Source organism: Mesorhizobium sp. M7A.F.Ca.CA.002.04.1.1, from assembly GCF_004022805.1.
GTDB lineage: Bacteria > Pseudomonadota > Alphaproteobacteria > Rhizobiales > Rhizobiaceae > Mesorhizobium > Mesorhizobium ciceri.
In genome coordinates, this window is sequence record NZ_RZPL01001083.1 from 1 (window position 1) to 1,209 (window position 1,209).

At 63.0% G+C, this 1,209-nt stretch carries 2 protein-coding genes; both read left to right on the top strand.

The window, feature by feature from the left end:
- Positions 1 to 554, top strand: a 554-nt coding sequence (locus ENZ75_RS32320) for a sigma-70 family RNA polymerase sigma factor (RefSeq protein ID WP_128278636.1), incomplete at its 5' end; no start/stop codon positions are given.
- 181 nt (positions 555 to 735) lie between these two features.
- Complete coding sequence (locus ENZ75_RS32325) at positions 736 to 1,029, top strand: GYD domain-containing protein (protein WP_063168777.1); 294 nt, start codon at positions 736 to 738, stop codon at positions 1,027 to 1,029.
- The last annotated feature ends 180 nt before the right edge of the window (positions 1,030 to 1,209 follow it).

A 1,209-nucleotide genomic window follows, 5' to 3' on the forward strand; every position in this document is an offset into this window, starting at 1 on the left:
ACGCGACATGGTGGATCCGGCAGGCGATCACGCGTTCGATCGCCGATCAGGCGCGCACCATCCGCATTCCGGTGCACATGATCGAAACGATCAACAAGATCGTGCGCACCTCGCGCCAGATGCTGCACGAGATCGGCCGCGAGCCGACGCCGGAAGAACTGGCCGAAAAGCTTGCCATGCCGCTCGAAAAGGTACGCAAGGTCTTGAAGATCGCCAAGGAGCCGATCTCGCTCGAAACGCCGGTCGGCGACGAGGAGGATTCGCATCTGGGCGATTTCATCGAGGACAAGATGGCGATCCTGCCGATCGACGCGGCGATCCAGGCCAATCTGCGCGAGACCACCACGCGCGTGCTGGCCTCGCTGACGCCGCGCGAGGAGCGCGTGCTCAGAATGCGCTTCGGTATCGGCATGAACACCGACCACACGCTGGAAGAAGTCGGCCAGCAGTTCTCGGTTACCCGCGAGCGTATCCGCCAGATCGAAGCCAAGGCGCTGCGCAAGCTCAAGCACCCGAGCAGGTCGCGCAAGCTGCGCAGTTTCCTGGATAGCTGAGACTTACCGATGCAAAGAGTTCAAGGGCGCCGATGGCGCCCTTTTTTGTTTGTGGGGCGCACTCTTGCGGGCCGGGCCCTTCGGGAGGATAATTTCGCTGTCGGATGCATTTCTGGGCGATAACCCGGATGCCCGCCCCGGCGAAGCCGCCGTGCTCCGTGGCCCCGGAGGGAGGTGTGCCATGACAAGCTACATCGTGCTGATGAACTGGACGGAGCAGGGTGCCAGAAACGTGCGCGAGTCACCGAAGCGGCTCGACGCCGCCAGAAAGCAGCTGGGAGACATGGGCGGATCGTTCAAGGCGTTCTACCTGACCATGGGCGAATACGACATGGTGGCGATGGTCGAAGCGCCCGACGACGCGGTGCTGGCGCGCTTCTCGCTGATGCTGGCGGCAGCCGGCAATGTCAGGACGCGGACGCTGAAGGCCTTTCCCGAATTGGCCTACCGCGAGATCGTCACCTCGCTCGGATAGAGCCTGTAGCGGAAGGGCCGGACCGGCTGGCCCGATACATTCTCCTTCGCGCGAGCGACCGAGCGACGTCTTGACGGCGCCCGATCGTTCGTGGTCCTTCAAGTTTGCGCTACCAACCAAATGCCGGAACTATGCTGACCGTCTGGTACAATACGCGCTGCCCGGTCTGCGATGCCGGGA